The sequence below is a fragment of the Agrobacterium sp. SOY23 genome (genome assembly GCF_027212525.1).
In the GTDB taxonomy this organism is placed as follows: domain Bacteria; phylum Pseudomonadota; class Alphaproteobacteria; order Rhizobiales; family Rhizobiaceae; genus Agrobacterium; species Agrobacterium tumefaciens_I.
In genome coordinates, this window is record NZ_JAPWDT010000002.1 from 626,929 (window position 1) to 653,385 (window position 26,457).

Annotated in this window: 24 protein-coding genes; 17 read left to right on the forward strand and 7 right to left on the reverse strand. The window is 60.2% G+C overall.

Annotated features, from left to right (window positions below):
- Positions 1-125 precede the first annotated feature (125 nt).
- Positions 126-1,958, reverse strand: coding sequence for a DNA mismatch repair endonuclease MutL (mutL, locus tag O3S81_RS08220; protein ID WP_269342437.1), 1,833 nt, complete (start codon positions 1,956-1,958; stop codon positions 126-128).
- A 408-nt stretch (positions 1,959-2,366) separates the two neighbouring features.
- On the opposite strand from mutL, the gene O3S81_RS08225 reads away from it, so the two are divergent.
- The 3 genes from O3S81_RS08225 to O3S81_RS08235 all read left to right on the forward strand — a co-directional run bounded on the left by O3S81_RS08225 (position 2,367) and on the right by O3S81_RS08235 (position 6,072).
- Positions 2,367-3,986 carry a response regulator gene (locus O3S81_RS08225; RefSeq protein ID WP_331284188.1) on the forward strand — a complete coding sequence of 540 codons (1,620 nt, stop codon included), beginning with the start codon at positions 2,367-2,369 and terminating at the stop codon, positions 3,984-3,986.
- A gap of 86 nt (positions 3,987-4,072) precedes the next feature.
- Positions 4,073-5,425, forward strand: coding sequence for a putative bifunctional diguanylate cyclase/phosphodiesterase (locus O3S81_RS08230; RefSeq protein WP_269342198.1), 1,353 nt, complete (start codon positions 4,073-4,075; stop codon positions 5,423-5,425).
- Positions 5,426-5,592: 167 nt separating this feature from the next.
- Entirely contained in the window at positions 5,593-6,072 is a 480-nt protein-coding gene (locus tag O3S81_RS08235) for an SRPBCC family protein (RefSeq protein WP_269342200.1), read from the forward strand.
- A gap of 185 nt (positions 6,073-6,257) precedes the next feature.
- Here the strand turns inward: O3S81_RS08235 and O3S81_RS08240 are convergent, their stop codons facing one another.
- Genes O3S81_RS08240 through O3S81_RS08255 form a run of 4 tightly spaced genes read right to left on the reverse strand, consistent with a single transcriptional unit; the run spans position 6,258 to position 9,510 of the window.
- Complete coding sequence (locus tag O3S81_RS08240; protein ID WP_269342202.1) at positions 6,258-7,145, reverse strand: SMP-30/gluconolactonase/LRE family protein; 888 nt, start codon at positions 7,143-7,145, stop codon at positions 6,258-6,260.
- A 4-nt stretch (positions 7,146-7,149) separates the two neighbouring features.
- Complete coding sequence (locus tag O3S81_RS08245) at positions 7,150-7,779, reverse strand: 2-dehydro-3-deoxy-6-phosphogalactonate aldolase (protein WP_269342205.1); 630 nt, start codon at positions 7,777-7,779, stop codon at positions 7,150-7,152.
- Between the two features lie 13 nt (positions 7,780-7,792).
- Positions 7,793-8,707, reverse strand: a complete 915-nt coding sequence (locus tag O3S81_RS08250; protein WP_269342207.1) for a 2-dehydro-3-deoxygalactonokinase — start codon at positions 8,705-8,707, stop codon at positions 7,793-7,795.
- The gene (locus O3S81_RS08255; protein WP_442864889.1) at positions 8,707-9,510 is read right to left on the reverse strand and encodes an SDR family NAD(P)-dependent oxidoreductase; all 804 of its coding nucleotides are present in this window, start codon (positions 9,508-9,510) and stop codon (positions 8,707-8,709) included. Before O3S81_RS08255 ends, O3S81_RS08250 begins: the two co-directional genes overlap by 1 nt.
- Before the next feature lie 51 nt (positions 9,511-9,561).
- Between O3S81_RS08255 and O3S81_RS08260 the strand changes: the two genes are divergently transcribed.
- From O3S81_RS08260 to O3S81_RS08320, 13 genes are all read left to right on the forward strand, one after another.
- Positions 9,562-10,431, forward strand: a complete 870-nt coding sequence (locus O3S81_RS08260; RefSeq protein WP_269342208.1) for an IclR family transcriptional regulator — start codon at positions 9,562-9,564, stop codon at positions 10,429-10,431.
- Positions 10,432-10,642: 211 nt separating this feature from the next.
- Complete coding sequence (locus O3S81_RS08265; protein ID WP_269342209.1) at positions 10,643-11,383, forward strand: helix-turn-helix transcriptional regulator; 741 nt, start codon at positions 10,643-10,645, stop codon at positions 11,381-11,383.
- Positions 11,384-11,461: 78 nt separating this feature from the next.
- The gene (locus tag O3S81_RS08270; RefSeq protein ID WP_269342211.1) at positions 11,462-12,685 is read left to right on the forward strand and encodes a CmpA/NrtA family ABC transporter substrate-binding protein; all 1,224 of its coding nucleotides are present in this window, start codon (positions 11,462-11,464) and stop codon (positions 12,683-12,685) included.
- Positions 12,686-12,813: 128 nt separating this feature from the next.
- Positions 12,814-13,944: an Mrp/NBP35 family ATP-binding protein gene (locus tag O3S81_RS08275; RefSeq protein ID WP_269342213.1), complete on the forward strand. Its 1,131-nt coding sequence runs from the start codon at positions 12,814-12,816 to the stop codon at positions 13,942-13,944.
- A 337-nt stretch (positions 13,945-14,281) separates the two neighbouring features.
- A complete protein-coding gene (locus O3S81_RS08280; protein ID WP_269342215.1) occupies positions 14,282-15,259 on the forward strand; it encodes a magnesium transporter CorA family protein in 978 nt (325 codons plus the stop codon).
- Positions 15,260-15,274: 15 nt separating this feature from the next.
- The gene (locus O3S81_RS08285) at positions 15,275-17,194 is read left to right on the forward strand and encodes a potassium transporter Kup (RefSeq protein ID WP_269342216.1); all 1,920 of its coding nucleotides are present in this window, start codon (positions 15,275-15,277) and stop codon (positions 17,192-17,194) included.
- Positions 17,195-17,558: 364 nt separating this feature from the next.
- Positions 17,559-18,722 carry a cell wall hydrolase gene (locus O3S81_RS08290; RefSeq protein ID WP_269342217.1) on the forward strand — a complete coding sequence of 388 codons (1,164 nt, stop codon included), beginning with the start codon at positions 17,559-17,561 and terminating at the stop codon, positions 18,720-18,722.
- Positions 18,723-18,992: 270 nt separating this feature from the next.
- A complete protein-coding gene (locus O3S81_RS08295; protein WP_269342218.1) occupies positions 18,993-19,358 on the forward strand; it encodes an AtpZ/AtpI family protein in 366 nt (121 codons plus the stop codon).
- A gap of 63 nt (positions 19,359-19,421) precedes the next feature.
- Positions 19,422-20,171: a F0F1 ATP synthase subunit A gene (locus tag O3S81_RS08300; RefSeq protein ID WP_269342220.1), complete on the forward strand. Its 750-nt coding sequence runs from the start codon at positions 19,422-19,424 to the stop codon at positions 20,169-20,171.
- A 72-nt stretch (positions 20,172-20,243) separates the two neighbouring features.
- On the forward strand, positions 20,244-20,471 hold the full coding sequence (locus tag O3S81_RS08305; RefSeq protein ID WP_003494147.1) for a F0F1 ATP synthase subunit C: 228 nt from the start codon (positions 20,244-20,246) through the stop codon (positions 20,469-20,471).
- 79 nt (positions 20,472-20,550) lie between these two features.
- Positions 20,551-21,192 (forward strand): F0F1 ATP synthase subunit B, encoded by a 642-nt coding sequence (locus O3S81_RS08310; RefSeq protein WP_269342227.1) that lies wholly within the window; start codon positions 20,551-20,553, stop codon positions 21,190-21,192.
- Position 21,193: 1 nt separating this feature from the next.
- Entirely contained in the window at positions 21,194-21,679 is a 486-nt protein-coding gene (locus O3S81_RS08315) for a F0F1 ATP synthase subunit B (protein ID WP_004440269.1), read from the forward strand.
- 1,023 nt (positions 21,680-22,702) lie between these two features.
- Positions 22,703-23,320 (forward strand): hypothetical protein, encoded by a 618-nt coding sequence (locus tag O3S81_RS08320; protein ID WP_269342229.1) that lies wholly within the window; start codon positions 22,703-22,705, stop codon positions 23,318-23,320.
- 101 nt (positions 23,321-23,421) lie between these two features.
- Here the strand turns inward: O3S81_RS08320 and O3S81_RS08325 are convergent, their stop codons facing one another.
- Together O3S81_RS08325 and O3S81_RS08330 are read right to left on the reverse strand one after the other, a co-directional pair.
- The gene (locus tag O3S81_RS08325) at positions 23,422-24,081 is read right to left on the reverse strand and encodes a ribonuclease HII (protein ID WP_269342231.1); all 660 of its coding nucleotides are present in this window, start codon (positions 24,079-24,081) and stop codon (positions 23,422-23,424) included.
- A 331-nt stretch (positions 24,082-24,412) separates the two neighbouring features.
- The gene (locus O3S81_RS08330) at positions 24,413-25,570 is read right to left on the reverse strand and encodes a PA0069 family radical SAM protein (protein WP_269342233.1); all 1,158 of its coding nucleotides are present in this window, start codon (positions 25,568-25,570) and stop codon (positions 24,413-24,415) included.
- 286 nt (positions 25,571-25,856) lie between these two features.
- Between O3S81_RS08330 and O3S81_RS08335 the strand changes: the two genes are divergently transcribed.
- Positions 25,857-26,375 (forward strand): glycosyl transferase, encoded by a 519-nt coding sequence (locus O3S81_RS08335; protein WP_269342235.1) that lies wholly within the window; start codon positions 25,857-25,859, stop codon positions 26,373-26,375.
- Positions 26,376-26,457 lie beyond the last annotated feature (82 nt).

A 26,457-nucleotide genomic window follows, 5' to 3' on the forward strand; every position in this document is an offset into this window, starting at 1 on the left:
TCCTGTCAGGGCACCCAGTCCGAAACGGCGTAGCGTTTTCCTGAACAATCCGGATGCTCCAGTGTCTTGAATTTATATAGCCGGGCGCGGCGCAAGGCCAGCCCCGCGCTGTTCAAATGAAGGCGTCAGCTGCGGCCGAAGAGCCGTTCTATATCGGAAAGTTTCAGTTCGATATAGGTCGGCCGGCCGTGATTGCATTGTCCCGAACCCGGCGTGTTTTCCATCTGCCGCAGAAGTGCGTTCATCTCCTCCGGCCGCATGCGCCGGCCGGAACGCACCGAGCCGTGGCAGGCCATGGTGGCCGCGACATATTCCAGCTTGTTGGCAAGCGTGGAAGCGGCGTCCCATTCGGCGATTTCGTCGGCAAGCTGGCGCACCAGACCCTGCACATTGACCTCGCCAAGCATGGCCGGCGTTTCCCGCACCGCGATTGCACCCGGCCCGAAACGCTCGATAACGAGCCCCAGCGCATCAAAACCGGCCGCATGGTCCATCAGCCGGTCGCAATCTTCCTCGGGCAGGTCGATGATTTCGGGAATGAGCAGTACCTGCGACGGCGGGCGCCGGGAATGCAGGGCATTGCGCATTTCCTCGAACACAAGCCGCTCATGCGCGGCATGCTGGTCGACGATGACGAGACCGTTTTCCGTCTGCGCGATGATGTAGTTCTCGTGCAGCTGCGCCCGTGCGGCTCCAAGCGGATAAAGCACCGGCTCCGGCGAAGCGCCTGCGGAGGCCTCGTAAGCGTCGCGGGGTTCCGCCCGTGCCGTCGGCATGGTGATGTCGGAAAAGCGCGATTGCACCGCCTCGGCAAATTGCATGTCCCCGGAAACGGCAAGCGGCCGCGACGGCGAGGTTGCGGCGGACCATGGCGCGGAAGCTGCCATCGAAGGCGAGGGCCTGAGGCTGGAGGGGCTGTAGCCTGGGCGGAAGGCGTTCATCATCTGGCTGGCGCCCGTCGTTGCCGCCCTGTCGCCGTCGCGCGTCAGCGCCTGGCGGATCGCACCGACGATCAGCCCGCGAATGAGGCCGGGGTCGCGAAAACGCACGTCGGATTTCGCCGGATGCACGTTCACATCCACAAAGGCGGGGTCGAGGGTGATCGACAGCACGGCGACGGGGTAGCGCCCATGCGGCACGGTTTCGGCATAGGCGCCGCGAATGGCGGATAAAAGCAGCTTGTCCTGCACCGGCCGCCCATTGACGAAGACATATTGATGCGCCGAGTTGCCGCGGTTGAAGGTCGGCACGCCGGCAAAACCGGTCAGCGTCACATCCTCGCGCCCGGCATCGATCTCGATGGCGTTATCCTTGAACTCCGCGCCAAGGATCTGCGCCATGCGGGCGAGATGATCGTCGCCGGTCGAGGGAATTTCCAGTGTCGAACGATCGGTGCCCGAGAGCACGAAGCGGATATGCGGAAAGGCGATCGCCATCCGCTTGACGACCTCGGTGATGGCGGCCGCCTCGGCGCGTTCCGTCTTCAGGAATTTCAGCCGCGCCGGTGTGGCGAAGAACAGGTCGCGCACCTCGACGATGGTGCCGGCATTCGAGGCTGCGGGTCGCACGTCCGATACCTTGCCGCCGGTAACCGAAATCACCGAGCCCTGTTCGGCACCCTGCTGGCGGCTGGTGATCGTCAGCTTGGCGACCGAACCGATGGAGGGCAGCGCCTCGCCGCGAAATCCGAGTGTGCGGATATCGTCCAGCGTGTCGGAGATTTTCGAGGTGCAGTGACGCCTGACCGCAAGCTCCAGATCGGCCGGCGACATGCCGGAACCGTTGTCGGTAATCCGCACCAGCCCCTTGCCGCCGCCCGCCGTGGCGATCTCGATCCGGGTCGCGCCCGCGTCGATGGCGTTTTCGACGAGTTCCTTCGTGGCGCTGGAGGGTCTTTCGATGACCTCGCCGGCGGCGATCTGGTTGATGAGGGTTTCTGAAAGCTGCTTGATGGCCATGATCGTCATTTTCGCGGATTCGCGGCGGCTTCGAAAGTAAAAAACCGGGGCTGTGGACATTTGCACATGTTTTGCTGGCTTCCGGGCATTTGATCATTTCGGTCAAGAGGGGGTTAAGCGTTAATCCGCCTTTAATCGGCCATGAATATGGTGAGGCGGCTTGAAATGACCGCAGGAACGAGGCCCCCTTTGCCGGGTGGTGTGTGACGTCGACTATGGGTGAGCGTCATCTTCTCCTCACGACTGCTTCAAGTGGCGAACCCTGATGTCTCTTTTTCGGAATTTGTCGTTTCATCCCGGCATTTGCCCTGGACGATTCCAATAGAAACATAAGCCTGATCCAGAAAAACAGGTGGGAGTTTGCAGTTGAGTGATTTGGCGTCCTCTGGCGCGGGCGTTCATACGGTGATGCTTGATGCCCTTTGCGACGCGCTTGGCGCGGCGATCGTCGTTTACGACCGGAACGATCACATTATTTTCGCAAGCCGGAAACTCCTGAGCTTTTTCCCGCTGGAAGAGGCCGTCGCCTGCCCGGGTGCGCGGCTGCGCGACTATCTGAGCGCGCTTTACGATTGTTATCTGCTGGAGGCGGAAAGCCTCTCCACCAATGCCCGCCAGCTCGGGCGGGAGGAATGGATCGGCGAGCGGCTGGCGCTGCACTGGAAGGAAAGATCGGAAAAGACCGAGCGGCTGAAGGGAGAACGCTTCCTGCGCTTCGTCATGAACCGGCTGCCTTCCGGCCTCGGCATCAGCGTGGTTGCCGATATTTCCGAACAGAAGAAACGCGAAGAGCAATGGCGCCTCGACCTCGAGCGCGTCCAGTTGATCGAAGATATTCTCGACAATCTGCCGTTCCCGGTTTTCGTCAAGGACCGGAACATGGCCTATGCCGCCGTCAATAAATCCGCCTGCGCCCTGGTGGAGACCAGCGCCGAAAACATTCTCGGCCGTACCGTTTTCGATCTGCATTCGCGCAAGGTCGCCGGGCGGATCGACGCGGCCGACCGCATGGTGCTGGATAGCGGCGCGTCGAGGATCATCCCCGAAAGGGTGCGGCGCCTGAATGGCGAAGAGGTGCTGACGATCACCCGCAAGCAGCGCGTGGGCCGGCCCGGCCGCTATTTCCTGGTCACGACGATGGAGGATGTGACGGCGCTCGCCACCATCGATGCGAACGGCAGGCCTGTCATCCCGTCGCTTGAACATGTTCCCTTCGTATCCTCCACCTATGGCAGGGATGAGGAAACGGATGGCCGCAGCGGGCTCTTGAAGAGCAAGGCGGTGCTGGTCGTCTCTGAAAATACACGCTTTGCGGAGGCCGCCGGCCGGCGGCTGGCGGCTGGCGGCATGGACCATGCGGCGGTGACGAGTGAGGACGAGCAGCGCGCCTTCATCGATATCGCCGCCTCCGCCGGCGTGGGTATCGATGTGGTCGTTGTCGACGCCCAGATGAGCGTCGCATGCCTCGATATCGCCGCCGAACATGATCTGCCCGTCGTCACCATCGAGGAAGAGGAGATCGATGCATCACTCATGCATTATCTCGCCGTCGGGCTGAAATCCTCGCCGAAGGAGAAAGCGGCGGACGAGGATTGGGAGATCATGACCGACGACCTGCCCGAAATCCTGAGGACCGGTGGCGTCTGCGACATCCTTCTCGTCGAGGACAACCGGGTCAACCAGATCGTCTTTTCGCAGATACTCGAAGGCCTGGGGCTTTCCTGGCGGCTTGCGACGTCTGGCGAGGAGGCTCTGCGGCTCTTTGTGGAGCAGCCGCCATCCCTCGTTCTGCTCGATACGACACTCGGCGATATTGACGGCTTCGAGGTCGCGGGCCGCATGCGTGATCTCGCCGGTGACCGGCGTATTCCCATCGTCGGCGTCATTACCCACGCCTTCGAGGGCGATCTCGACAAATGCCTGGCGTCCGGCATGGACGACATGCTGCTGAAGCCGGTCAGTCCCGATATGGTCGAGGCGGTTTTCCTGCGGCTTTTCGGCAAGGATGCCCTGCGGCTGCAGGCCTGAAACTGCCCTTTTCGGGAGGCTATGGCTTTTTTAATACTTGCCCTGCATTGTGAGTGCGTCGACACAGGGATTCACGAGATGCAGGAATGAAACGGGCAGAGCCGCCAACGTTGCAGGTCAGCCAGAACGAGCTGCAGGCGATGGCCTACAGCGATCCGCTGACGGGGCTTGGCAATCGCTACCGTCTGCGTGACAAGATTCGCATGCTCGCCAGCGAGCGTTCCAGCGATCCCGCTCCCTTCACGGTCGGCATTGCCAATATAGACGGCTTCAAACCCATCAACGATCTTTTCGGCGTGCAGGCTGGCGATGAAATTCTCTGCCAGGTGGCGCACCGGCTGAAGGCCTGCATTCCCGATGGCGCCATCGTGACGCGCCATGACGGTGACGAATTCGCCTTCGTGCTGCCGCTGGTCTTCGAACGCACCGGCGCCGAGCGCATCGGCAACATGATCAAGGACGTCCTTTCGGCCCCTTATGATCTCGGCGATCGCAACGTCCGCCTGTCCTCCTCCTTCGGTTTCGCCATCTATCCCTTCGCCGGCGATGAATATGAGGATCTGATGAAAAGCGCCGAGACGGCGCTTTACCGCTCGAAGCGACGCGGCCGGGGCCAGATCACCGTCTATTCGCGCGAGATCGCGCAGGAGATGAAGCGCGCCACGCAGCTGGAACAGGCGCTCAGAAACGCCATCATCGCCGATGCCATCGACGTGCATTTCCAACCCATCGTCCGGCTGGAAGAGGCGAAGGTCATTGGTTTCGAAGCGCTGGCCCGCTGGAACGATCCCGATCTCGGCTTCGTGTCGCCCGCCGTCTTCGTGCCGCTTGCCGAAGAGCGCGGTTTCATCGACGCCCTGTCGGAAGCCCTGCTGCGGAAGGCCGCGGAAGCGGCGCTGTTCTGGCCGCGCGAACTGTTCCTGTCCTTCAACCTGTCTTCCGCGCAATTGATGGACCCCAGCACGGCGGATAATATTTTGTCCATCCTGTCGCGCGTCGGCCTCGATCCGCACCGGCTGGAGCTGGAAATCACCGAAACGGCGGTGATGACATCCGCCGATACCGCGCAGCGCATCATCAGCGAATTGCAGAGTGCCGGCGTCCGTATCTCGCTTGACGATTTCGGCACCGGCCAGTCGAGCCTCGGCCGCCTGCGCGATTTCACCTTCGACAAGGTGAAGATCGACCGCGCTTTCGTCTCGCGCATCAGCAGCGACCGTCCCTCCGAACACATCATCAAGGCCATCGTCGCCATGTGCGAGGGGCTTGATCTCGAAGTCGTGGCCGAGGGGATCGAGGAGCGGGTGGAAGAGGAAAAGCTGCGCGCGCTTGGTTGCGCCATGGGTCAGGGCTATTTCTACGGCCGCCCCGCCGACGCCGCCGCGACCCAGCGTTACCTGCACGAGAATTATCGCGAGATATTGTCGGATATTTCCTGAGGCAACATAGCCTTGCCGAAACGTTTGCTGGTCACTTCGTCGCGTTGCCCTGCCTTGTCAAGGTTCTGAGCTTGGTCGGCAAAGAAGAGAAACTCTCTGGTATATCCGCTCTGCGCGTTCGATAGTGGTTTGCGTGAGCATACTCCTCGAGTTGGAGAGCGGCGATTTTGAGCCATTACCTAGTTTCTCAGGCCATCTCCATATCGGCCCCTCCTTCCCGACTCTGGGAGGCATTGGTTCATCCAGATGCTGGAGACAGGTGGCGCATTGCACACTTTCGGACGGATTGGCGTTTGGGTGAGGCATTTGAGATCGCAACGACGATAGGGACGAAGCTTTACAGGGATAAAGGACGGGTAATCGCGATCGAGCCACCTTCACTGCTTCAATATTCATATTGGTCGCGAGTGTCCGGTCTTCCCGATATCCCGAGCTCCTATTCGACGGTTACGATGGCTCTCAAACCCAGAGGTGACGAAACGCTCCTGACGGTCGAACAGCAGGTGCCTGCATCGCCGGTGCGCAAAGGCGACGGATGGGAGATCGGAGAAGAGTCGGGCCGTCACCACGTCGCCTTCTACTGGAGGATGACGCTGCCGATCCTGAAGCGAGCCGTTGAGGCAGGTTGGCCATTCTCTGAGGCATAAAACTACCAGCCGTTTCGCGACTGGTTCGAAGTAAGCGAACGCTCAGGCTCAAATTCCTGCGCCTGTCACGGGAACCAAGCCGACGCGCGTCTGCGCGGCGGAGGGAGCTTCCGGTTCAAGGACTTGGGCGGGCTGGATCCCTGTGACAATCACAGGGATGAGGAGAGGACTGTGCGTGCCGCGTTTCACAAGCGGTAAAGCGGCTCGAACCGGCCCTTGACCTCGATGCCGAGTTCGAACGTCAAGCCATGCTGCGGATTTTCCGCGATGGCGACGTCATCAAGATGTTCGCGCGCCGAGGTGACGAGCAGGCGCGATGCGTCGGGGCCGATGAAGGCCGGGCAGGTCGTCTGTTTGCCGGGCACCTCGTATCGGGCAACGTGGTTGCCATCGGTATCGTAACGATCGACCGCGCCTTCACCCCAACGGGCATTCCAGATATGCCCTTCGGCATCGCAGACCGATCCGTCGACACCGCCATCGGCATCGCTGGAATCGATGAAGACCTCGGCCTTGCTCGTGGGAAGCCCGGTCTCAGCATCGAGAGACACCCGCATCAGCCTGTTCACCTTGGTATCGACGAAATATCCCGTCGCGCCATCGGGCGAGAAGCAGATCGAATTCGGAATGCTGATATCGGCGAAAAGCTTTGTCACCGTGCCTTTGGCAACATGATAGATGCTGCCGGCGCCGGTCTCGGCCTTGCGGCCCATGGTGCCGATCCACAACGCGCCCGATGGGTGCACGCGCCCGTCATTGGAGCGGTTGCCGGGCAGGTCGCTTTCCAGTTCGGCATGCAGCGTCAGAACGCCGGTTGCGGTGTCGCGCAGGAAAAGCCCGTCATCGGAGGCGATCAGCTGCTTGCTGTCGTTGATCTTGGCCAGCGCGCTGCCCATGAAGGGCAGGGCGTGCACGGTCTTGCGGCCCGAGGCGAGATGCAGCTCATGCAGCTCGCGCCCGAGAATATTGAACCACCAGGCGGTGCCGGTCGCCGGGTCGAAGGTCGGGCCTTCGCCAAGCAGCATCGGCGTCTCGTCCAGAACACGTCCGGCAAAGGGGAAAACGGTCGCCAAGCTCTTATCCTCCGATGGCCGCATCATAGGCCGCAAGTGTGACAGCGGCGCGTTCACGCACCTCCGCCGCCGTCATGCCGGGTTTGTAAAGGCTGGTCCCGAGGCCGAAAGCCAGGATACCGGCCGAGGTATAGTCGGAAAAGTTCTTGTCCGAGACGCCACCGACGGCGGCGATGACCAGATCCTTCGGCAGGATCGTCCTGATGGCATTGATGCCGGAAGGACCGATGATGCTGGCGGGGAAGAACTTCAGCCCCGTCGCCCCGGCCTTTGCGGCCACCAGCGCCTCGGTGGGGGTGAGGACGCCCGGCATCGTCACCATGCCCTTGACGCGGGCGGCGACAATCACGTCCGCATCGGCATTGGGGCTCACCATCAGCTTGCCGCCGGCCGCATCCAGCGATGTCACGTCTTCCACGCTGAGCACGGTGCCGGCGCCGATCAGGCAGTCGGCCGGCGCCATCTTGGCGGCGATCTCGATCGAACGGAACGGATCGGGCGAGTTGAGCGGAATTTCGATGGCGCGGAAGCCGGTCTCGATCAGCGCGCCGACGACGCCCTCGGTTTCCTCGGGTTTCAGACCGCGCAGGATGGCGATCAGCGGATATTTGATGGAAGGGAAGGGAATACGCATGATGTGTCTTATCCTATGGCCAGATGGCATTTGCTGCGGCGAGCAATCCGCGCCGCACGGCCTCGTCGGCGTCGATGACCGTATAATCTATCTCAAGGGCGGTGAAGGCACCTTCATAAAGCGCGCCGAGCGCGCCGGAGCCGATCAGCACCACCGGCGTCTCCCGCCGCGCAGCGGAATGGGCGCCGGCGATTTCGAGGCCGATCATGATGCCGGAAAGCCGCGCCTTGGCATCGGTTGCGGCAAGCCCGTGCAGCAACTGGCCGGATCGCAGGGTGAAAAGGCGATTGGTGGCAAGCTCGGGATGGGCGTAGATATCGCGCACGGCGGCCGTGAAAGCCTCATGAGCGCCGGTAAAGGCTTCGGCCTCCGCCACGGCGTGCGAAAGAATCGTCTGTTTCGAGATGGCTTCGAAGAGTTCGCCGGTCATGAAGGTGGCGAAACGTGTCACGCCGCCATCCTTGACGGTGACCCATTTGGAATGGGTGCCGGGCATGCAGACGAGCTTTTCTCCATTATCGGCGGAAGCGAGCGCGCCGAGCAATTGCGTTTCCTCGCCGCGCATCACGTCGGGCGCGCCTTTATCCCGCTGCGCCAGACCCGGCAGGATGCGCACATCCCTTGCCTGACCCGGTACGCGAACCGCGCCGTCGAGAACCGCCGAAAGTGCTGCCGGCACGTCGATATAACCCGCCTCGACCCAGCCTTGCCGGGCACCGGCCATGCCGCAGACGAGAACCGGTAAATCCTCCGGTGCGCCGATGGCGTCGAGATGCGCTTGCAGCACTTCCGCAAAACCGGTCCGCATGGCGGTGGTCATGCCTTCCGCGCTCCTGCGCTCGGCCAGCACTGCGCCCGACCGGCTGAGAAGCCAGAGCCGGAAACTGGTCGTACCCCAGTCGACGGCGATGAAAGCGGGTTCAGACATTATAGGAGGCCTCCGTCTACGATAATGGATTGCGCCGTGATGGCGCTCGATGCCGATGATGCAAGAAACAGGCAGGGACCCGCCAGATCGGCGGCGATGAGCGTGCGTTTCAGGCACTGCCGCGCCGTGGTGGCAGTGATGCCTTCATCCGTCAGCCACAGTTCCTTCTGCCGCTCCGTCACGATCATGCCCGGCAGGAGCGTATTGACGCGGATATTCTCCGACCCCAGCCTGCCGGCAAGGCTTTTCGTCAGTCCGATAATGCCGGCCTTGGCTGCCGCATAGGAGGGCAGTTCGCCCATGTTCAGCAGAAACGAGATCGATGAAAAATTGATGATCGACGCGTCCTTCGCCTGTCGCAGATGGGGCAGGGCGGCCTGAACGGTGAAGAACATCTGCTTGAGATTGACGGCCTGATTGGCATCCCAATAGGCTTCCGTGACGCTGTCTATATCGTGACGGTCATCCCAGGCGGCATTGTTGACCAATACCTTGATGCCGCCGGTGGCGGCGGCAGCCGTATCCACCGTGCGCTTGATTGCGTCGATATCGCTGAGGTCGGCCCGGAAATAATGGACCGGGTGGGGCGCCGTCGCCGCAAGCCGCTCCACGAGGGCCACGCTCGGCGCTTCGGCGATGTCGATGAAGGAAACTTTCGCACCCTGCATCGCGAAAGCCTCGACCAGCGATGCCCCTATGCCGGAGCCGCCGCCCGTGACAAGCACGCCCGCATCCTTGAGGTCTGGAAATCGGGCTTGCGTCATCGGCGTCATCTCGTCCACGGAAAGGCTTGATTGTTCCATTATTTGGAACTAGATTTTACTAAATGGAATTATTCTCTTGGCGTCACGCTTATGTCAAGACGGATGACGGTGGATGTTGCCATGCCCGACGATGAAAAGCCCAATGGGGAAAAGCCCGCTGCGGTTCCGGCCTCGCAGGGGAAAACCGAAAATGCCACCGGCACGCTCGGCAAGGTCGTCTCGCTGCTGGAGCTGATCGCCTTCGCCGAAAAGCCGATGCGTTTTACCGATGTGGTGGAAGCCTGCGGCCAGCCGCGCGGCACGGTTCACCGCCAGCTTGCCCATCTCGTCGCCGAAGGCCTGGTGGATCATGCGGCCGATCAGACCTATGCGGTGGGGCTGAGGCTCCTGCAACTGGCTGCAAAAGCCTGGAGCGGCAATGATCTGCGCAGCGTCGCAGCCCCCCATCTTTCGGCCCTGCAGGAGGCAACGCAGGAATCCGTGCACCTCGCCGTTCTGAACGGCGGGCAGGTCACCTATCTCGACAAGATGGAAGGCCGGCATACATTGCGCATGCATTCGCAGGTCGGAAAAACCTCGCCGGCCTATTGCACGGGGGTGGGCAAGGCGGCGCTGTCGCTGCTGTCCGTCGATGCGCTGGCGGAACTTACGGCAGGCATGGAGTTTCACCGCTTCACGGAGGCGACGATCACGACGCCGGAAGCCCTTGTCGCGGATGTGACCGCCATTCGCGAAAATGGCTACGGTTTCGACCTCCAGGAACATGAAATCGGAATTCATTGCGTCGCCGCACCGGTCCGGGCGCCCGGCCGCAATTTTTGCGCGGCGATTTCCGTTACCGGCCCCGCCTATCGGGTGGATGTGGAACAGCTTCGCAAATGGGCCCCTCTGGTGCGCGAGACGGCCGATAAAATCTCCGTGGAACTTGCCTGCAGATTATCCCCGGTTGCGGATGATTGAAGAAAAGCGCGGGGTGCATGCTCGCGGATTTCCCTGCCGAAAAGGGCGTGCGGCCACCCGTTTATGTGCGTTCGATATTATTTTCGATTATTCTGATTTAAGTTTTCAACTTTTGTTTGCATAAATCGATTTGCTGAGTAACATCCCCATGATTTCCGGGCAAAGGCGGGTCTTTGCGGCGGCATTTTCTCATTCTCGAAGAACAGCTTTGATGCAGAAAACAGAAACGGCCGCCGTTCAGTCGATTGGTGTGGATTGCGTTCGCGAGATCGCCGATCTGAACACGCAGTTCGATATATTCCGCTTCCTGAAACGGCTGACGGAGGCCTGGGAATTCCGGGCTTTCATGGTGCTCGACCTGTCGTCGGAACTGGCGAGCGAATTGTCGCAATATACCATCATCACCAGCTGGCCGGCCGAGCTTTTGCAGCGTTACGACGAAGAGGGCATGCTGCAGAACAGCCGCGTCATGGCGCAGCTGAAAAAATCGACCATACCTTTTTCGGTCTCCAGGGATTTTCTGCTCAGGGGCGACGAGCGTATCGCCAAAAAAACGGTGATCAGCCTTTTCGAACGTTTTGAAATGATCAATTCGGTCTGGTTTCCCGTTCACGACATCACCATGATGCGCGGCGCCGTATCCTTCTCCGGCAACAAGACAGCGCTTCCCGCCAGCCAGCTCGCGGAGCTTTTTTACATTTCCAGCCACATCTTTGCGCGGCTGTCTGAAATCCGCCGCCTCGATCTGCGGGTTCCAGAGACATTGAGCGAGCGGGAGCTTGACTGTCTGAACTGGACCGCCGCCGGCAAGACCAGTGCCGAGATTGCCGAAATCATGATGCTGTCGGAACATACCATCAATCACTACCTGAACCGGGCGACGAAAAAACTCGACACGGTCAACCGCACCCAGGCCGTCGCCAAGGCGCTGCGGGTTGGCCTGATAAAATAGCGAAATCGTAATTTTATCATTGTGATAAAGCGCTTCCTGGGCGATCCTTCTTTCGAATCACCGGAAAGGAGAAATCGTTTGCCGGAACGGCATAGGGTAAAAGCGGGATTTTCTCCGACTATCGATTGCGCCGTGCTGATAGCCGCTGCCGAAAAAGGCTTTGCTGCCGATGAAGGCATAGAACTGGACCTTTTCCGAATGCAGTCCGCGCGCGCGGTGCTTACCGCACTTGCCGAGGACGGCGTTCATATCGCACATTTGCCGGCTCCGGTTCCGGTGGGGTCCGCCGTCGGGCTCGATGACCTGCCGGCCGATATTGTCGGCGTTTTCACGCTTTCCCTTGGCGGGTCGGCAACGACCGTTTCGCACGGATTTTACGACGAGCTTTACCGCGAAGGGATGAAGCTGCCGGATCCGGCGGCCTTTGGACGGGCAATGGCCCGCGTCTGCGCCGCACGTCGGGCGGCGGGCGCAAATCCGCCGGTCTTTGCGGTCGAGGATATCGTCTCCACGCCGTTTTATGCCCTGCGTTATCTGCTCGGAAGCTGTGGCGTGCTGCTCGGCCGGGACATGGAAATCGTCGAAGCCCTGCCGAAGGCGATGCCGGGGCTGATGGAAAGCGGCAAGGTCGACGCGCTCTGTACCGCCGAACCGTCCGGCAGCGCCGTGGTGCTGGGTGGCGCCGGACGCATCGTCACCACCGGGGCGTTGATCTGGCATAATGCGCCGGAAAAGATACTGGCGGTAAAAAGAGGCTGGGCGGAGGAGAAGGCCACCCTGCTGGAAGGGCTGCTGCGCGCGCTTTACCGCGCCGGCGAATGGTGCGCCAATGCCGCCAATATCGAGGAACTGGCCGGCATCCTCGCCGCCCCTCAATATATGGACGAAAACGGTGAGTTCCTGCTGCCGGCGCTGACGGGCTATATTTCCACCTCGCAGCGGGACATGCGGCGTTACCCTGAGTTTTTCGTGACGAGTGCGAAGGCCGCCAATTTCCCCTGGCAGAGCCAGGCTCTCTGGTTCTTCAGCCAGATGTTGCGCTGGGGCGAAATTCCCGCCGAAAGCCGGTTCGATGCGGATGTCATGGAGGCTGCGCGCAATGCCTACCGGCCGGATATTTTCCGCAAGGCCATGAAGCCGCTTTTCGTGCCGGTGCCGGGCGCGAACCTGAAGCTGGAAGGCACACTCAGGGAACCGGTGCATGTCGGCGCGTCGCGCACGGGCCTCGTGCTCGGCCCCGACTGTTTTTTCGACGGTCGTGTCTTCGACCCGGAAACGCTGGCGATGGACGACGAAATCTGAAATCGCAGCGTTAAATCGTCGCGAGCGCTTCACCTTGACGCTTTGGCATTGGCGAAGCGCTCCGGCTTGTCTATGGATGGCGCGGAATGAAGCCCGTATCCGGCCGGATGATATAGCGGAGTAAAATTATGGCAGAGGTCAGCAAGAACCAGGTCGAAAAGGCGTTGGAAGCCGTCATCTATCCCGGCAGCGGCAAGAACATCGTGGCGCTCGGCATGGTCTCGGAAATCTTCATCTCCGACGCGAAAGCCTATTTCTCGATCACCGTGCCGGCCGACAAGGCCTCCGAAATGGAACCGCTGAGGCTTGCGGCCGAACGGGCGGCCAAAAGCGTGGAAGGCATTGCCGGCGCGGTCGTCGCGCTGACCGCCGATCGCAAGCCCGGCCAGCAGCAGCCCGCACCCGCACGTCCCGCCGCGGCAACCGGCCGGCCGGCCACGCAACCCGGCTCATCCAAGGTCGGTGTACCGGGCGTCCGCGCCATCATCGCCGTGGCCTCGGGCAAGGGCGGGGTCGGCAAATCGACGACGGCCGTCAATCTGGCGCTTGGCCTGCAGACGCTCGGCCTCAAGGTCGGCATGCTCGATGCCGATATTTACGGCCCTTCGCTGCCTCGGCTCCTGAAGATTTCCGGCCGTCCGCAGCAGCAGGAAGACCGCATCATCCTTCCCATGGAAAATTACGGGCTGAAGGTCATGTCCATGGGATTTCTGGTGGATGAGGAAGCCGCGATGATCTGGCGCGGGCCGATGGTGCAGTCCGCGCTGATGCAGATGCTGCGCGAAGTGGCCTGGGGCGAGCTGGATGTACTGGTGCTCGACATGCCGCCCGGCACGGGTGACGCGCAGCTCACCATCGCGCAGCAAGTGCCGCTTGCCGGTGCGGTCATCGTTTCCACGCCGCAGGACCTGGCGCTGCTTGATGCGCGCAAGGGCATCACCATGTTCCGCAAGGTGGAGGTGCCGCTGCTCGGCGTCATCGAGAATATGAGCTATTTCATCGCGCCGGATACCGGCGCGCGCTACGATATTTTCGGCCATGGCGGCGCCAAAGCCGAAGCGGAGAGGATTGGCGTGCCGTTCCTCGGCGAAGTGCCGCTCACCATCTCCATTCGCGAGATGTCGGATGCCGGAACGCCGGTCGTCGTCGCCGAGCCGGATGGCCCGCAGGCCGCGATCTATCGCGATATTGCCGAAAAAGTCTGGGCCCGCATCGGCGCGGGCGAGAGAAAAGCCGCGCCGAGAATCGTTTTCGAATAATGCGCTGCCTGTCCGCATAAAACCGGACAGGCGTCTGCCCGTTTCGAATAATCTTTTGAAAACAGAAGATTAATCGTAAAGTATCGGGCATTTCTCGCGGGGTTGAGCTCCAGAAATGCTTTGCCTGCAAGGCTGTCACGAAAAAATATTGCTTGATTGCGTCTCGCTTTGGGCGCATACGCCTGCGCCGTTTGGCTCTCGGTCCATCGGGCTGGCGGGACATGATGTCCTGCGCGTTCCGGAGTGCCCTGAAGTGTCGTCCAAAGGTTTGCCGACCGCAAACAGGATATGTTAAGCAGCATTGCGGCAAGCCTGCGATGTGGAGCGGAGAAACGGATTGATAAAAGCCTATCGCGCCAATTGCGAGGCGATCAGCCTGTCGACAGACGACGGCTCCGGACCGATTCCCGACGACATCGTCTGGATCGATCTCGTCAATCCGGACAGGGCGGAAGAGCAGCGTGTGGAAAAGCTGCTGGGCGTGGAACTGCCGACGCGCGAAGACCTGAAGGACATCGAGCCTTCCAGCCGCCTCTATATGGAAGACGGCAATGTCTTCATGACCGCCTCTCTGGTGTGGAAGGCGGATTCGGACGATCCGGGCCTTACCGATGTCGCCTTCATTCTGGTCGGCAAGCGCCTGGTGACGATCCGTTATGCCGAGCCGAAATCCTTCCACCTCTTCATTGCCGCCATCACCCGCACGCCGCACGAGATGCGCAGCGGCACGGCGCTGCTTTTGAAACTGCTCGAAACCATCGTCGACCGCACGGCGGAAATTCTCGAAAATTCGGTCGCCGGCATCGACAATCTCGCCGCCGACATTCTCGGCAGTCAGGCTCGTTCCAAACGCAAGGCGCCGCGCTATCTCGAAGACCGCCTGACCAATATCGCCGCCTATCACCGGCTGATCTCGAAGGTCCGCGTCAGCCTCGCATCGCTGGCGCGGCTACAGACCTTCCTCTCCACCAGCGATCAGGCTCGCGATGATAGGGGGGCCAAGGAACAGGGCAAGTCGATCGGGCGCGATATCCAGTCGCTGAACGAACATGCCTCCTTCGTTTCCGGCAATCTGACCTTCCTGCTGGACGCCTCGCTTGGTATCATCAACATCGAGCAGAACAGCATCATCAAGATTTTTTCCATCGCTTCGGTGGTGTTCCTGCCGCCGACGCTGGTGGCCTCCGTTTATGGAATGAACTTTCAGCTCATGCCGGAGTTGAACTGGACATTCGGTTATCCGCTTGCGCTCGTCATCATGCTGATGTCCGCCATCATCCCGTTTCTCTTTTTTCGTTGGAAGGGCTGGCTCTGAGGAGCCAGGATCATCATGTCCCAGATCGCTGACAAGGATGTTGCCGAGAAACCGGATGCGGATGACGAGCACAGGAACAAGGGGCTTTATGCCGCGATCCTTGGTTCCATCGGCGTTGTCTACGGCGATATCGGCACCAGCCCGCTCTACGCCTTCCGCGAGGCCCTGAGGCCGATCGCCTATGACGGCGTGACGCAGGAAGAAGTCATCGGCCTCACGTCGCTGATGATCTGGTCTTTGACGATCATCGTCACCTTCAAATATATCACCCTGCTGCTGCGCGCCGACAATGACGGCGAAGGCGGCACGCTGTCGCTGCTGGCGCTGCTGATGAAGACGGCTGGCACCCATCGCGGCGTTCTCATCGTCCTCGGCCTCATCGGTGCGGCCCTGTTTCTGGGCGACGCCATGATCACCCCGGCACTGTCAGTGCTTTCGGCGGTGGAAGGCCTGAAGCTCGTCACGCCGGAAATGGACGCCTTCATCATTCCGATTTCCGTTGGCATTCTCATCGGCCTCTTTGCCATTCAGTCTCACGGCACGGGCACGGTAGCGAAGTTCTTCGGGCCGATCACTGCGGTCTGGTTCATCGTCATGGGCCTGGCGGGCCTTATCCACATCGCCGACGATTTCAGCATTCTCTTTGCTTTCAATCCCTGGCATGCCGTCGAGTTTCTGGCGAATGAAGGCTTCTACGGCATCGTCGTGCTCGGCGCAGTCTTCCTGACGATCACCGGGGCCGAAGCGCTTTACGCAGACCTCGGCCACTTCGGCCGCCGTCCCATCCAGTGGGCGTGGTTCTGTCTGGTTTTCCCGGCCTTGACGCTGAACTATCTCGGGCAGGGCGCGCTGGTGCTGAAAGACCCGGCGGCCATGTCCAATCCCTTCTACCTGATGTTCCCGCAATGGGCGATCCTGCCGGCCGTCATTCTCGCCACCGCCGCCACCATCATCGCCAGCCAGGCGGTCATCACCGGCGCGTTTTCGCTGGTGCGCCAGGCGATCCATCTCGGCTATCTGCCGCGCATGGAAATCCTCTTTACGTCTGAAACCAATACCGGGCAGATTTACCTGCCGGCCGTCAACACCATCCTGCTGTTCGGCGTCGTGGCGCTGGTGCTCACCTTCAAGAGCTCGGATGCACTGGCCACCGCTTACGGTATTTCGGTTACCGGCGCGATGGTCGTCACCAGCCTGATGTTCTTCGAATTCGTGCGCAAACGCTGGCAATGGTCGGTCTGGCTGGCAATTGCCGTGCTGGCCCCGCTTCTGGCGCTTGAACTGATCTTCCTCGGCGCGAACCTGCTGAAGATCCACGATGGCGGCTATGTGCCGGTGCTGCTGGCAATTGCCTTCACCGTCATCATGACCACCTGGCAGCGCGGCTCGAAAATCCTTTTCGCCAAGACCCGCCGCGGCGATGTGCCGTTGAAGGCCTTCGTTGCTTCGGTGGAAAAGGAAAGTGCCCATGCGCCGGTGCGTGTGCCGGGCACCGCGATCTTCCTCACCGGCGATCCGGAGGCAGCACCAGCGGCATTGCTGCACAATCTCAAGCATAACCATGTGCTGCACGACAAGAACGTCATCCTGACGATCCGCACCGAGGACCAGCCGCGCGTTCACCCCGAAGATCGCTATACGCTGACGAAGCTGAGCGAACGTTTTGTCGTGGTCGAACTGCATTTCGGCTTCATGGAAACCCAGAACGTCACCCAGGCGCTGGGTTATTTGAGACGCACCGGCTACAAGTTCGACATCATGTCGACCTCGTTTTATCTCGGTCGCCGCAAGCTGGTGCCGGATCCGAAGTCGGGCATGCCCGGCTGGCAGAACCGCCTGTTCATCGCGCTTGCCGAAACCGCTGCCGATCCTTCCGACTATTTCCGCCTTCCGGCCAACCGTGTGGTGGAGCTGGGTTCGCACGTCGTCGTCTGATAGAGGCAGCCTTCCGGCAGCGCGCGGGTTCCTGTTTCCTTCGTCATACCGGCCTTGAGCCGCTATCCAGCCAGCCCAAGCCCTTGGGCTGAAGGGAGTCTTCTCGCCGCGCGAGAGGCGCGTCGGCTGGGTTCCGGCTCAAGGCCGCAATGACAGATGTGGCGATGCCCTGTGGGACAATTATGGCCGACACATGGAAACCCGATGTACCGCCCCGCGCATTAGAATATGTTCACACATTAACGTGAATCCGCATCCGCGTGTGGCGTTAACCAAGCATCAAGGTTAATAAGAGATTCTCGAACACCTGTAGCGAATATGGTTGTCGGTGTTCGGAGTGCTGGTTTTGCGTTCGAAAAGTGTAATGCGTCGTCGGTCCGCCGTGCCCTTTCAGGCGTGGGCGTCAAAATGGACCTCGCCCGCCGTCCTCGGCCTTGCCGCCTGGCTCGTTTTTCCATCTCTTGCCGCGCGTGCGGATCTGGCCTCGCTTCTGGCGGGGCTGGACAATGGCGGTGAGCAATGGCGCATGGTGCTGACCGCCTCTCCGGCGGGATCGGTGCATAACGCCTCGCTTACCTTCAACGATGCGGCGGGAGAGGCGGCGCTGCATGGCAGCGGCATGACCCTGCCCAATGGCAGCAAGGTCGCCTTCGTCACCAACAAGAAGGGCGAGGCAACGACGCCGGACAGCGAACGTGTGAACCGCGCCGCCAAGAAAGGCCGCATCGTCGCAACCGAAATCATGCAGCCGCCCAAGGCCTTCACCGCGGGTTCGGTATTGCAGCGCACCTCGATGCTGGATATCGAGCCGTTGAAGCGCAAGGACCGCACGGCGTTCGTCAAGCCGAAACGCGGCAAGGATGTGGAACTTGCCTCCTTCTATTTCCGCCGCGAGGAAAAGAAGGTGGACAAGGGCGTCTCACCGATGCTGGCCGAGCTCGTCACCAACCGTACGCCGGATATTCTTGCCACGGCTTACGCGCCGGCTGAACCGGATTTCGCCCGCGAGTCGCCCTTCGACGCCATTCTCAAGAAACCCGAGGCCGGCCGTTTCGTGCCGCAGATCGCCGAAGACGATCACGCCTGGGCGGCGACCCCGTTGCCGGCGGCCGTATTTTCCGCCGCCGAACAGCAATGCCTCGCCTCCGGCATCTATTTCGAGGCGCGTGGAGAATCGGTGAAGGGCCAGGCGGCGGTGGCGCAGGTCATCCTCAACCGCGTGCGCAACCCCGCCTATCCGAAAACCATCTGCGGCGTCGTCTATCAGAACAAGGACTGGCGTAACCGCTGCCAGTTTTCCTTCGCCTGCGACAACATCAAGGACCGGGTGAATTCCGAACGCCACTGGAAAATGGCGCGCGAAGTGGCCATGGCCACCACCGCCGGCAAGATCTGGCTGAAGGAGGTGGGTTCCGCCACCCATTATCACGCCGTTTATGTGCGTCCCGCCTGGGGCCGCACGATGAAGAAGGTCGGCAGGATCGGCCTGCACGTCTTTTACCGTACCTATGGTGGCGGCTGGAGCTGATACCACCGCCGATTTGCCGCATTTTGCGTGTCAAAAATGCCGATTCCCTGGGGAAACATCGCCGCCAAACCGCGATTTGATGTCAAGCTATTGTTTTTGCATGATTAATTTGTGCTGAAACAACCGGCCTCAGTGCCTTGACTAGAGAAGCCCCTAAAACTATGTTGCGCGCGACTTCAGAGCGGGCTGGAACAGGCTTAATCCGTCACCGTTTACAACTCCAAAGGGTTCTGGCATGGCTGGAACGGAGAAAATGGGTGGGATTCTAAGATGACTGGCAACCGTGACGATAGTCTGGACGAGCGTCGCAGGCGCCTTGCCGAAGAACTGGCAAAGGTGAAGGCGGAGGATGAGGCGGAAGTGAGGGCGGAGACCAACGCTGCGGAAAACCGGAAAGGTTTTGCGATGGCGGTGAAGCTCTCATCGGAGTTCATTTCGGCCATCGTGGTCGGCGCTATGCTGGGTTATCTTCTGGACTATTTTGTCGGCACGACGCCGTGGGGGATGATCGTTCTTCTTCTTCTCGGTTTCTGCGCAGGCGTATTGAATGTGTTGCGCTCGACGGGCGCGGTGGCGAAGCCGCCGCTGCTTGAAAAAGCGGACAAGCGAGACGAGGGTGGAAAAGGCGGCGTTTAGGCTGTTTTTTCTGGCAGTTGATGTGGTGCCGCGGCATGCGGCGACAAGTAAAGAGGGCAGCCGGTGTCAAACGATCCGACCCATCAGTTCCTGGTGCAGCCGATCATTCCGATCGAAATTGGCGGCGTCGATTTTTCCTTCACCAATGCGTCGCTTTTCATGGTCGCGACCGTGGCCGCCGCTTCCGGTTTCCTTTATTTCGCAACGTCGAACCGCGGTCTGATCCCGACCCGCATGCAGTCCGTTGCAGAAATGTCCTATGAGTTCATCGCCTCCATGCTGCGCGAAGGCGCCGGCAAGAAGGGCATGGTCTTCTTCCCATTCGTCTTTTCGCTGTTCATGTTCGTGCTGACGGCGAACCTTCTTGGCATGTTCCCGTATTTCTTCACGGTCACCAGCCAGATCATCGTCACCTTCGCGCTTGCCTGCCTCGTCATCGGCACGGTCATCGTTTACGGTTTTTACAAGCACGGCCTGCACTTCTTCGGCATCTTCGCCCCCTCGGGCGTGCCCAAGGCGCTTTTGCCGCTTGTCGCGTCGATTGAAATGATCTCGTTCCTGTCGCGCCCGATCAGCCTTTCGGTTCGTCTTTTCGCGAACATGCTGGCCGGCCACATCACGCTTAAGGTTTTCGCAGGCTTCGTCGCCTCCATGGGTGCGCTCGGCGCGCTCGGCGTCGGCGGCGCTGTCCTGCCTCTCATCATGACGGTCGCGATGACCGCTCTCGAATTTCTCGTTGCCTTCCTGCAGGCTTATGTGTTCGCGGTACTGACTTGCATGTACCTGAACGACGCCGTGCATGGTGGTCACTGAGAAGTAAAGTCGCTGGCCCCGGCAACGGGCGTCAAAAACAGCCGCAACAACCAATATCTCAAGGAGTCTCACATGGAAGCGGAAGCAGCAAAGTACATCGGCGCAGGTCTCGCATGCCTCGGCATGGCTGGTACGTCCCTCGCACTCGGCCGTATCTTCGGTGATTACCTGTCCGGCGCACTGCGCAACCCCTCTGCTGCCGACAGCCAGTTCGGCCGTCTGGTATTCGGCTTCGCCGTTACGGAAGCTCTGGGCATCTTCTCGCTGCTCGTTGCTCTCCTTCTCCTGTTCGCTGTTTAATAGCAGCATCAGGTACGGATCACGGCCCGCAAATGGCGTGCCGTGATCCTTCGCATTTGCAGTCCCCCTGGAGGTGAGCATGTTCGTGACCGAGGCTTATGCCCAGTCAGCACCGACCGTAGGTGAAACGCATACGGAAACTCCGGCTGTCGGTCAGCCGCAACCGGAAGCCACGCACACGGAAACCGGTGTAGCGCACGGCGCCGAACACGGTGCTTCCGGCGTTTTCCCGCCGTTCGACCAGTCTACTTATGCATCGCAGGTCCTGTGGCTGGCGATCACGTTCGGCCTTTTCTACCTGCTCATGCAGAAGGTCATCGTTCCGCGCGTCGGCGGCATTCTCGAAAACCGTCATGGACGCATCGCACAGGATCTCGACGAAGCGGCACGGCTGAAAAGCGAAGCCGACGCAGCCGTCGAAACCTATGAAAAAGAACTCGCGGCAGCCCGCGCCAAGGCAAGCTCCATCGGCGCCGCGGCTCGTGACGCCGCCAAGGCGAAGGCCGATGCCGACCGCGCCGCGATCGAAGCCGGTCTTGCCGAGAAGCTCGCCGCCGCTGAAAAGCGCATTGCGGGCATCAAGGAACAGGCATTCGCCGATGTCGGCGCCATTGCCGAGGAAACCGCGACCGCGATCGTTGACCAGTTGGTCGGCACCAAGGTCAAGGACACGGACGTCAAGGCAGCCATCGCCGCCGCTTCTGCCGTGAAGGGAGCCTGATATGGCATTTGATGCATCATTTTTCGCTCTCGTCGGTCTCGTCCTTTTCTTCGTCCTGATCGCCTATCTCAAGGTTCCGGGCATGCTTTCCAAGTCTCTGGACGAGCGTGCGCAGAACATTCAGGACGAGCTGGCCGAAGCCAAGCGTCTGCGTGAAGAGGCCCAGCACCTGCTGGCCGAATATCAGCGCAAGCGCAAGGAAGCTGAAGCGGAAGCCGCCGGCATCGTCGCCGCCGCCGAACGCGAAGCCGCCGCGCTCACCGAAGAAGCCAAGCAGAAGACGGAAGAATTTGTCGCCCGCCGCACGGCCCTTTCGGAACAGAAGATCAAGCAGGCCGAAGAAGACGCCATCGGCGCCGTCCGCGCTGCCGCCGTCGACATCGCCATTGCCGCTTCCGAGAAGCTCTTGGCTGAAAAGACCACGGCTGCCGCAAAGGCCAAGCTTTTCACCGCCACGATCGGTGAAGTGAAGTCCAAGCTGAACTGAGATTTATCTCGGACTGATTAAAACCCCTCCGGCTCCCGCCGTGAGGGGTTTTTGTTGTAGTTGCCAAAGCTGAATCGGCACCCCTCGCCTCTCAATCGCTCCAGCATTTATGGCTAGCGTGGATTGGAAGGGTTCGGAAGGGAGCGGTGATTGGTACCCTTCTGACTAGCGCATTGTCTCTTTTTGCTATCTGCGATCATTTCAACTAACCCAATATCCGGTAAGGCAAGTGAGACTGTATTCTCAGTTTCGGTCGAGCAGGTTAGCGTCTCATTATCCGGCCATGGAGAGTCAATATGCAGATCGTTTTTGAGCGGGCAAGCGTTTGTGCCGGTGATGATATTTTTGCGCCAAACGCTCAGCATATAATTTTTGGAACCAAATCTCGTATATCTGACATCCTTTCCGAAAATGGTCCGCTTCTTGAATATCTGCCATGCGTGCATGCATAGCGGACCTACTGGAAGGTATTGATTGGCGAGGAGGTCGTCGCCACGGTCAGTTTCACTTGCGAGCCGAGCCGTTCGATGGCCGTTAGCCTACTTGTTGTTGATAGGCAGATTGAGGGTGGATGTATTTTCTTCGATTTAACAGGACAGGAGTGTGTCCGCTGACATCTGGCTGCTGTTACTGTTGCGGCTATGGTTCTTTTGCGAAATTGGACCGATGTTATGTGACTAGATTAAGATCAGGTAGATGATCTCGAAGCGGCGCAGTGACTATACGGAGCGCTTGCCGACCGCTAGTTCCGTCGCGACCAGTGCGAAGTGAAAGGATCTGTCAATGCCGAATTTTCCTGACGCCGTGCAGGGATTATCGCTACTAGGCGCTAAACCAACCTGTCACGCATGTGGTGCGGGATCGTCAGTGTGGTTCAATTGGCGGCACGCTAATGAGCGACGTCGGCCAGATGACATCGAACTGATAGCATCTTTTGTGCATTGGAAGCACTTACGACGAGGCGCACTCTACCGTTGCCGCGCCTGCGATGAAGTGTGGCATCTTGATGGATGCGCAGACAGGATGACTCATGTCCAACCCGAACGACTGCCGCTAGTTCTTGAATGGAATCAGAAGGTGATTTCAATACCTTCCAGTGCTTCTATTATAATTGACCGGATTGGTTCAACTCCACCTGATATATATGGCAACGGCCGGGATTCGCGGGTTACGCCCTGTGAGGTTACAAGCCAAACTCGCGAACGCTTTGAAACGGCAATGATTTGCGTCCAGCGGGACGCGCCGGTTCAGCATCATATGCGCTTTCGGCTGGGAAGCGAGATTGCTGAAGTGCGAGAAAGTCAGTTAGCGCTCCCGCGTGTAGTTCGCGAGGCGAGTAGTCGTGCCGAAGAGATGCGCATGGGATTCTCCCCCACTTTAATTGAGATGCCGGATGGCAAACGATTGGTGATGAACGGTATGACCAGCTTCATGGCAAATAAGGGCTATGCGGCGTCCGATGCCCGGGTCGTGAGCGATAGCTTTCTCGGAGAAAGCCAACTTCCAGATTTCATCGCGATTCCAAGCGACATAATCTATTTTATAATTGATGGCGACCCTGCTTGGACAAACAAGTATTCAAACGATGCGAAATCCGCATTGCCTCCCAAAGGCTGGATAAGAAGGTTATTCGCCCGATAGCTGATAACCGTTGCCTCGAATATCCGAGCCGGTCCGTCTTGCTGCTTCGTAATTTGCGTCAGAGTGAACTGTTAGCCGGAGTTCGCAAAATATATGTATCATCACACCCAATCCCGCTTCAGCGGCCGAAAGCTCATTCTATGCAGTGGGCAGGGCCCGTGGCTTTCGATGGCGCGCAGGTGGGCGGGCGTGCCGTAACCGGCATGGCCTTCGAAGCCGTAGGAGGCGTGCACCACGCCGGCGCGTTCCATCATCCGGTCGCGGGTCACCTTGGCGATGATCGAGGCGGCGGCGATGGAGAGGGAGCGGGAATCGCCCTTGATGACGGCCTTGGCTTCGCAGGCGATGCCCGGTGGCCTGTCGCGGCCGTCGGCCAGCACGAGGGCAGGGGAGATTTCGAGACCGAGCACGGCGCGGCGCATGGCATCAAGGCTGGCGCGCAGAATATTCATGCTGTCGATCAGGCTGGGGCCGGAGGAGGCGACGGACACGATCGAGGTTTCCATGATCTGCACAAAAAGGCTTTCCCGCTTCTGCCGGGTCAGCTTCTTGGAATCGTCCATGCCCTTGGGAATATTATCCGGATCGAGAATGACGGCTGCCGCAACCACCGGGCCGGCGAGCGGCCCCCGGCCTGCCTCATCCGTGCCGGCCACGGGCCAGAGGCCCTTCTTTCTCGCTTCCAGTTCGAAGGAGAAATCCGGACCGGTATCGGCAAGATCGAAAAGGGCAGGAGAATCGGGTGTGGTGGTGCGTTTCATGCGGCGAAACTCGCACACACACCCGATCTCCTGCAAGCCCCCGGAAGCGGGCGATGACAGGCGCGGGGAGCCGGGGTCAAGGGGCGTGGCTCACCGTGCCCCTAAGGTCATCATGACCTTTGATCCTCCAACGGGGCGGCGGAGGAAAAATGATCGCACGCGAGGCGGCGGTTCCGGGGGCAATGTCCGGCGAGCCAGGGAAAACCCGCCGGGCATTTCGTCGAGAGCGTGGTCGGCCAAAACGAAGCGCCGCGCTTCTCATAATGTTCTTCCCGATATCGGCACGCCGATGCGGCGGTTTTCGATCAGGGAGCGCTTTCCATGGCCGTTTTCAAAGCAGCGACAATTGTACGCCCGCACCGCCCGGCGGCACGAAGAGATCGTCGCGCAGGTGAATGCCGCGGCGAATAAGGCCGAGCCTTTTGGTCGCCATCTCGAAACGCCGGCCGATCTGCCAGGCATAGGGGCCGGCGCCCTTCATGCGCTTGCCGAATTCCGCGTCATAATCCTTGCCGTCACGCATGGAGCGCACCAGCGACATGACATGGCGGTAACGGTCCGGATAGTTGCGCAGCAACCAGTCGCGAAAGAGCGGGCTCACCTCAAGCGGCAGGCGCAGCAGCACGTAGGACGCTTCGGTTGCGCCAGCGGCCTTGCCGGCCTCGAGAATGCGTTCGATCTCATGATCATTGAGGGCCGGAATGACGGGCGCCATCATCACGGCGACCGGGATGCCGGCTTCCGTCAGCGCCTTGACCGCCTCCAGCCGCTTCTCTGGCGTTGCGGCGCGCGGTTCCATGTTGCGCGCGAGTTTCCGGTCCAGTGTAGTTACGGAAATGCCGACCTTGGCGAGGCCCTTTTTGGCCATGGGCGCCAGAATGTCGATATCCCGCTTGATCAGCGCCGATTTGGTGACGATGGCGACGGGGTGATCGGCCTTGGCCAGCACTTCCAGTATCTGCCGCATGATGCGCCATTCGCGCTCGATCGGCTGATAGGGATCGGTATTGGTGCCGATGGCGATCACCCGCGGCTTATAGCCCGGTTTCGCCAGTTCCCGTTCCAGAAGCTTTGCCGCATCCGGCTTGGCGAAGAGTTTCGACTCGAAATCGAGCCCGGCCGAAAGCCCCATATAGCTGTGGCTAGGCCTTGCGAAACAGTAGATGCAGCCATGTTCGCAGCCGCGATAGGGATTGATGGAACGGTCGAACGGGATATCGGGAGATTCGTTGCGGGTGATGATGCTGCGTGGCTTTTCCACCTGCACCTCGGTGCGGAATTCCGGCATGTCTTCGAGCGTCTGCCAGCCATCGTCGAAAACCTCGTGCTGCAAGGTCTCGAAGCGCCCGTCCGGGTTCAGCCCGGCGCCGCGGCCACGACGGCGGTCGATCTCGATGCGCAGGCCGGATGCATCGGCGAGCGCATTGGCAATATCCGGCATATGGCTCGGCTGGAAGGCAGCCTGCCCCGAAAGCGTATGGTTTCTCATCTGGATGCTCCCAGGACGCTGCACACCCATCGAGGCACGCTCAACGCCCTAAACCGTTTCCATGCGGACGGGCGTTTCCTCGCCGTCCGAATGATTAAATTCCTACATCAGGAATGAGAACAATACAAGAACAAAATTGTGAATTCGTGACATGCCGCACAGCCTGCGGCGAAGATGGCAGGCTCCGGATCCTGTTTGAAGAAGGCCATGTCCGAATGGGTGGCGGTGGTTTTTACCGTGATGAGCGCAGTGGCAATTTATTGTGCGATGCGTTAGAGCTATGCCTATGTTGACAGTGATTATGGAATGCCGGGATCAGGAACCGGAACTGGCGCACACGCTGTCTGCGCTCGTCACCGGGGCCGTGGAAGGGCTGGTAAGCGATGTGGTGATCCTCGATCACGGTTCGCGCGATGGGTCGTCGCGCGTTGCCGATGCCGCCGGCTGCCGTTTTTATGGGCAGTGGGACATCGAGGAGATCGTGCAATCCGCCCGCGGCGGCTGGCTGCTGCTGATAGAGCCCGGCGCGCGCCCGCAGGCAGGCTGGATCGACGAGATTCTCGAATATGTGGCGATCTGCGCGCAGCCGGCCCGCTTTTCGCCGTCGCGTTATCATCGCCGCAATGTCTTTAGCCGCGTGCTGCGCCGCGTTCCGCCGCTGGAGCATGGATATCTTCTGCCGAAGAAACATGCCGTCTCGATCGCCAAATCGGGCATGGGCCTGACGCAGCTCGTCGGCGCGCAAAAGCCGCGCCGGCTGAATGCGGAAATGGTGCCCGCCTGGGCGCTGCGGGCCATGGCCTGAGGTCAGTGGCGCCTTTGGCGCATTGGTTCCCAATTTGCCAAAAGAGATGGTAGCCTAAGCGAACACTAAACTTAAGCGATAC

Coding starts and splice junctions, on each gene's coding strand:
- mutL (WP_269342437.1), bottom strand. CDS start 1,958: ATGGCCATCAAGCAGCTTTCAGAAACCCTCATCAACCAGATCGCCGCC.
- O3S81_RS08250 (WP_269342207.1), bottom strand. CDS start 8,707: ATGTCTGAACCCGCTTTCATCGCCGTCGACTGGGGTACGACCAGTTTC.
- O3S81_RS08315 (WP_004440269.1), top strand. CDS start 21,194: ATGGCATTTGATGCATCATTTTTCGCTCTCGTCGGTCTCGTCCTTTTC.
- O3S81_RS08290 (WP_269342217.1), top strand. CDS start 17,559: ATGCGTCGTCGGTCCGCCGTGCCCTTTCAGGCGTGGGCGTCAAAATGG.
- O3S81_RS08310 (WP_269342227.1), top strand. CDS start 20,551: ATGTTCGTGACCGAGGCTTATGCCCAGTCAGCACCGACCGTAGGTGAA.
- O3S81_RS08285 (WP_269342216.1), top strand. CDS start 15,275: ATGTCCCAGATCGCTGACAAGGATGTTGCCGAGAAACCGGATGCGGAT.
- O3S81_RS08335 (WP_269342235.1), top strand. CDS start 25,857: ATGTTGACAGTGATTATGGAATGCCGGGATCAGGAACCGGAACTGGCG.
- O3S81_RS08295 (WP_269342218.1), top strand. CDS start 18,993: ATGACTGGCAACCGTGACGATAGTCTGGACGAGCGTCGCAGGCGCCTT.
- O3S81_RS08230 (WP_269342198.1), top strand. CDS start 4,073: ATGAAACGGGCAGAGCCGCCAACGTTGCAGGTCAGCCAGAACGAGCTG.
- O3S81_RS08265 (WP_269342209.1), top strand. CDS start 10,643: ATGCAGAAAACAGAAACGGCCGCCGTTCAGTCGATTGGTGTGGATTGC.
- O3S81_RS08305 (WP_003494147.1), top strand. CDS start 20,244: ATGGAAGCGGAAGCAGCAAAGTACATCGGCGCAGGTCTCGCATGCCTC.
- O3S81_RS08325 (WP_269342231.1), bottom strand. CDS start 24,081: ATGAAACGCACCACCACACCCGATTCTCCTGCCCTTTTCGATCTTGCC.
- O3S81_RS08275 (WP_269342213.1), top strand. CDS start 12,814: ATGGCAGAGGTCAGCAAGAACCAGGTCGAAAAGGCGTTGGAAGCCGTC.
- O3S81_RS08225 (WP_331284188.1), top strand. CDS start 2,367: ATGCTTGATGCCCTTTGCGACGCGCTTGGCGCGGCGATCGTCGTTTAC.
- O3S81_RS08330 (WP_269342233.1), bottom strand. CDS start 25,570: ATGAGAAACCATACGCTTTCGGGGCAGGCTGCCTTCCAGCCGAGCCAT.
- O3S81_RS08320 (WP_269342229.1), top strand. CDS start 22,703: ATGACTCATGTCCAACCCGAACGACTGCCGCTAGTTCTTGAATGGAAT.
- O3S81_RS08245 (WP_269342205.1), bottom strand. CDS start 7,779: ATGCGTATTCCCTTCCCTTCCATCAAATATCCGCTGATCGCCATCCTG.
- O3S81_RS08260 (WP_269342208.1), top strand. CDS start 9,562: ATGTCAAGACGGATGACGGTGGATGTTGCCATGCCCGACGATGAAAAG.
- O3S81_RS08255 (WP_442864889.1), bottom strand. CDS start 9,510: ATGGAACAATCAAGCCTTTCCGTGGACGAGATGACGCCGATGACGCAA.